Raw genomic sequence first — 5,357 nt, forward strand, 5'->3', positions numbered from 1 at the left:
ACTTCTTCATCGCTTGAATCCTCGTTGCTACGGGGGCCCATGCTGCCGAAGTCTCTACTTTACTGTGGCTCAGTTTTCAGGGGGTGGGTCAGCTGCACCCCCGCAGGGTGGGCCTAGGCCGCGCTGCTGTTACCGATCCGTGTGATTCAAGGGGGCCTCTCTTCCCTGCAGATCTCTGCGCGCCTGGGGGCTTTGCGGGGCCGCACGGCTGCGTTCCGTGGCTAGGCCTCCCGGCGCATTTCGGCAAATGACCATCGGAACCAGGTAATCGGTAATCCGGGGCCTAAAACAACATCTAAGCGATTGATGCCAATGGGAACTTCTGGATTACCTTTTGGGGTGATTTAAGGTAATTGGGCTCCTATAGAAAAGTTATGTTATTGAAATTTAAGGGTATTTTTTGGGGATTCGATTACCTCCCCAAAAGGTAACCCCATTACCTCCCAATTACCCTTTAATTACCTTTGATATTTCTACATAAGTTATTGATAAATATAAAAATATATGCATTTCTAGGGGCTGATTACCTGAATTACCTCTCCCCGGTGGTCATCTGAAAAATTGAGATTGGGGCGCGCTAGAGTCGGTTGCTGCACCCACTCGCTAACTCCGGATCCGCCGCAATTTCACTAGTCCGCAATGCCCTGCAGAGGCACCTCGATCTCGTCGACGCGGCCGGCGGGAACCATAGGCGGCAGGTAGACCAGGCGGTGGTCAGGCTTGAGCGCGGCCAGTTGGCCAACAAGTGCGATAGCCAGGAGCACACCTTCTATAGGTGGGTGGCTGCCGCATGAGTGCGGTCGATGCCGGCGATGAGCCTGTGCTGCCGCCTGGCTTTCGCTGGGACATGTCTTGGCAGGGCGCAAAGGGAGCGCCGACGGCGCTTTTCTTCGAGGGTGAAGAGGTTGCCAGGTTGGTGCAGAGACTCACCGGCGAGTGGTACGTGCTGCTGGAGCGCCAGAGGCCGGCTCCACCCGGCAAACCCTTCGCGCGTTTTGTCCAACGCGACTGCAGCAGCTTCGACCAGGGGCGACGGGGCACCGTCATGTGGGCCACACGCCACGAGGCGAGGATCCGAGCTGAAGTGACTACCCGGACGCCGCGTGCCCGAGCCATCTAGTGCGAGGTTGGTGTCCACGAGGATCGGGAAAATTGGCAGGACGCCCAAGCGCGCACTAGGTCTCCGGCGCTAGCCGCCGGGAAAAATAAGCCATGCAAGTTGCTGATTCGTAAGCTCAGTAAAGCTAACTTTTAATCTTTTGGTCGATGGTTCGAATCCATCACGGCCCACCACTTAATTCAGCAGGCCAGATGGCGCCGTAGGCGCCTTTTTTGTGCGGCAGGGAAATTGCCGCCGCCTTTATCTATGGCGACCCAAATGCAGGTGTCCGATGGACGCGGCGTGCTGGGCTATTTGCAGTGCCGGCACAACGCGCGGCGCTGATCACTGGCCAGCTCGAGGCGAGCGGTGGTCTCACGGCCGCCGCTACGGCAAAGCCTTCGCCGCGGCACAACTGGGTTCGGGAGCGTGCGCTCACTTGCATGCCGACGTCGTTTGCGACAAACGTGACCAAAGCTCGCACTTCAAGTGGATGCACCTGTGATTGTCCAAGTGCGTACGCTTGTTGAGGGACGGAGCGCCGGTTCCGTTGTTCACCGAAAGTCAGATCGTTGCCACGCCAAAGCGGGTGGAGTGCTGCCGCCAGGTTAAAGATCGTGCCGCAATGCCAGAGCAGTCGATGTGGCAAGCCAAGCAATCAGCCAAGCAGAGCGCGATGCCTCGGCAATCACGAGATGGCACCACACGGGCGGAGCCTGGGCGAGGGAAGCTCGCCCGCGCCTTGACCGCTGTTGGAGCGACCAGAAGAGCTGTTGAGGCCGCTAGCGACATCGAGTGCAGGGGCGGTCTGTTCTTGGCGCCCCAGAAGCAAAACCGGGCGCGCGAGCGCTGATCCAACTTGAGAAGTGAGTAAGGCCTCTAAATCTTGGCATCGGAGGTATGATGGCTCGGCCTTCTTCGGTGTTTGACTATGCTTATTGCACCGTATCCCCAAAACGAGCAGGCGCGGCTTCGCCTTCTTCGTCAACTCGATATATTGGATACCCCAGCCGAAAGCGTCCTTGACGAAGTCACTCACGCGTTGGCGCAGGGGTTGGATGTCCCTATTGCGTTGATTTCCCTTGTTGACGGAGATCGACAGTGGTTCAAATCCAAAATAGGCCTTGATGCTTGCCAGACCTCTCGAGATGTCTCGTTCTGTGCTCACGCCTTAAGTGCTGACGAGCCTCTTATCGTCAATGACGCATTGATGGATGAAAGGTTTGCCGACAATCCCCTTGTGCAAGGCCCGCCGTATATTCGCTTTTACGCAGGTGTTCCGTTACGCGGCGAGAACGGTTTGGCTATTGGGACCCTGTGTGCTATTGATGCCAAGCCCAAAGAAATCAATGCCGAGGAAATTAAGTTGCTTAGGCAGCTGGCCTCGAAGGTAAGTGGCCTTATATTCAGTCGTTTGAATGATGGCGCGTTGCTGGCGCGATCGAAGCAAAAAGGGTTTGAAATATCGCCGGTGGCGATGGCCGTCTTTGATGGTGGCGGAAGAGTGACTGCTGTTAATTCGGCCTTTTGCAGGTTGTTGGAAAAGCCTGCGAATACACTGGAATCTTGCAATGCAAGCGCGCTTTGGTCTAATGACTCTGGCGATTTTTTGAGTTTGCAGCACTGTGCTGGCAGTGGGGCCGCATTTCCAGTGCGTGTGCTCAGCGGTGAGCATGTTACTGGTCGTCGAGCCTGGCTTCGCGTCGTCGAGGATGAAGATTATTCAGCGAGCTTCGTGGCTCTCCTATTCGTCGAAGAGGATATCAGTCAGTGGGGTGGGCATGAATAATGGCGGCTCGGGAATCTGCTGTGGAATAAAGTCGTGATGGCATCCATCAGGCAGCAACGGCTGATTATTAGGTCTATTCCCTATTTTGCTGTGGCAATGATTGTTTTGCTGCTTGGGACTAACGCGTATCAAGCTTGGATCGGGTATGACTATGCCTTAAAAATAGCGCGGGAGACGACCGGGAATTTCTCTCATTCAATTGCGCAGCATGCAGAAGATGCGATTAAGGACGCTGAGATACTGTCTCTTGGGGTGGTGGAGCGGATTGAAGGGGATGGTCTTGAGAATATTGACAAGAACCGGTTGCAAAAACTCTTCCGGCGCCAGTTGAGTAGTTTGCCCGAGTTGCACGGTATCTTTGTGTATGATGAAAACGGAAAGTGGGTCGTTACTGATAAGGATGTTATTCCGGCATCAGCTAATAATTCAGACAGGGAGTACTTTATTTATCACAAAGAACACGCGGATGAGGCGATACATGTTGGAGATGTGATCACCAGCCGTTCTACCGGAGAACTCATCATTCCGGTATCGAGAAGAATAAATAAGCGGGATGGAAGCTTCGGAGGGGTTTTTCTCGTCACCCTGCGTGTGAAATACTTCAGTGATTTTTACGCCCAATTTCAATTGGAAGAGCAGGGTGTCGTGGTCCTCTCCTCCAGTGCGGGAAAGATCATGGTGCGCCACCCGTTTGACCCCGCCATGATAGGAAAGAGTATTGCGCAAGGGGATATCTTTAGGATGTATTTGCCGCGCTCTCCGAGTGGTGTGGCAATGGTTGTGTCAATTACAGATAAAGTTGAACGGATGTATGGCTATGAACGCCTCGGTCGCTATCCGTTAGTGGTCCTGGCGGGTAAGTCGAAGCAGGCAATCTTGGCGGCGTGGTACGCAAGCCTCAGTAGATCGCTGCTTATGTTGTGCCTGATATTATTTATTCCGGCGCTTTTTGTGGTTCTTATTTCACGCCAAATACGGCAGACATTGCGAATTGAGGATGAACTACGTCTGGCTTACACCGCTGTTGAAGCCATCGCAATGCAAGATAGCTTGACCGGCCTAGCGAATAGGAGGCAACTGGATGCGGTTCTGCCCGCAGAGATTGGCCGTGCGCGACGCACCGCATTGCCACTCGGGGTCATTATGGTGGACATAGACCAGTTCAAGCTTTACAACGATCGCTATGGGCATCCAGCAGGCGATCTTTGCATTAAAGCGGTGGCCAATGTCCTCAAAAATCAGGCGCGCCGCGCCGGAAATCTTGCGGCTCGCTATGGTGGCGAGGAGCTGACGGTGCTCTTGCCGTCCAGCGATTGGGCTGCTCTGAAGATGACAGCTGAGCGAATGGTGCAGCGTGTTGTTGAGCTTTCCATCGAACATCTCGATAGTCCGTATGGGCATTTAACAATAAGCGTAGGCGCATGTCTTTTCGATTCCTATAACGAAGAAGTGAGCGCGGACGAATTGTTGAGACAAGCCGACGAAGCGCTTTACGCGGCAAAGCAGGCAGGCCGCAACTGTGTCCGCCTGGCTCAAAGACTCTGACCATGAGAGCCGCATGCATGCGGCTAGGAATGCGAATAGCCAGGCGGCCAAGCAAGTAGGTCCACGCCAGCGCCTAGGCAACGGCATTACACCGGGCACGCCGTTCGCACTGATGGCCTAGGGGTGCTGCACAGATGTCGGTAAAAGTGCGGGTAATGCCTTGCGAAGCGAGGGCACCGGGGCAATCCTCCGGGAAACTTGCGGCCATAAGTCGCTAATCGATATGCGAAACAGCGCTTCCTTCCAAGCTTTTTAGTCGATGGTTCGAATCCATCGTGGCCCACCATCTAGACCAAGGCTTCAAGCCGACCCCACGCTCCGCGATCGGGGGGGGATGCTGCGCAATTATCATGCTGCACGCGTCCGCAGCGCCTTGCGGTTACGCATGGGTTGCTCAGTCGCCGCGATGTTCGTTCTCGCCTGGCGATTGCGCCTGAAGCAGGCTGATTCTTGAATCAGCACTGCTCGCCGGCCGCAGTGATCAGCCCCTGCAAATCCACTTGCCGGTGACCTTGAAGGTCTTTGCGTTGATCGCGCGGGTATTGACCTGGCCGAGCTGCACCGAGGTGGTTTGCGGAAACGCGTCGCGGCACTGCGCGGCACCGTCGGCCCATTGTTGATTGAACACCTCGGTCCTGCTCGGCCCGGTGTGGGTGAACGATGTCATCTGCTCCGTGCGGGAGACGACATGCAGCGATGTTGCGGCGGCAGTCGTGGCCACGCTGGAGCAGAGGATGATGCCGAGCGACAGCATCGCGGTCGGAAGAAAGGTTTTGTGCGAGAACGAAGGCATGGTCTGACCGATTCGAGGGGTGGAAGGATGGGGTGTTGGTCCTGAGGTTTCCCCACATTTTTTTCTGCGAGATCAAGTGCTTGCTGGGCCAGGGTGTGGAAGAAGGTGCGCGCATGGTGCACGCTTCAAGG

Annotated in this window: 3 protein-coding genes; 2 read left to right on the forward strand and 1 reads right to left on the reverse strand. The window is 55.3% G+C overall.

Features of this window, described 5'->3' with window-relative positions; all coding sequences use genetic code 11:
* The first annotated feature begins 2,030 nt into the window (after window positions 1–2,030).
* Together XdyCFBP7245_RS23010 and XdyCFBP7245_RS23015 are read left to right on the forward strand one after the other, a co-directional pair.
* On the forward strand, window positions 2,031–2,888 hold the full coding sequence (locus XdyCFBP7245_RS23010) for a GAF domain-containing protein (protein WP_104617664.1): 858 nt from the start codon (window positions 2,031–2,033) through the stop codon (window positions 2,886–2,888).
* 36 nt (window positions 2,889–2,924) lie between these two features.
* Window positions 2,925–4,433 carry a sensor domain-containing diguanylate cyclase gene (locus XdyCFBP7245_RS23015; protein ID WP_104617665.1) on the forward strand — a complete coding sequence of 503 codons (1,509 nt, stop codon included), beginning with the start codon at window positions 2,925–2,927 and terminating at the stop codon, window positions 4,431–4,433.
* 481 nt (window positions 4,434–4,914) lie between these two features.
* Here the strand turns inward: XdyCFBP7245_RS23015 and XdyCFBP7245_RS24675 are convergent, their stop codons facing one another.
* A complete protein-coding gene (locus XdyCFBP7245_RS24675) occupies window positions 4,915–5,226 on the reverse strand; it encodes a hypothetical protein (protein WP_244907912.1) in 312 nt (103 codons plus the stop codon).
* Window positions 5,227–5,357 lie beyond the last annotated feature (131 nt).

The organism is Xanthomonas dyei (assembly GCF_002939865.1).
Taxonomy (GTDB): Bacteria; Pseudomonadota; Gammaproteobacteria; order Xanthomonadales; family Xanthomonadaceae; genus Xanthomonas; species Xanthomonas dyei.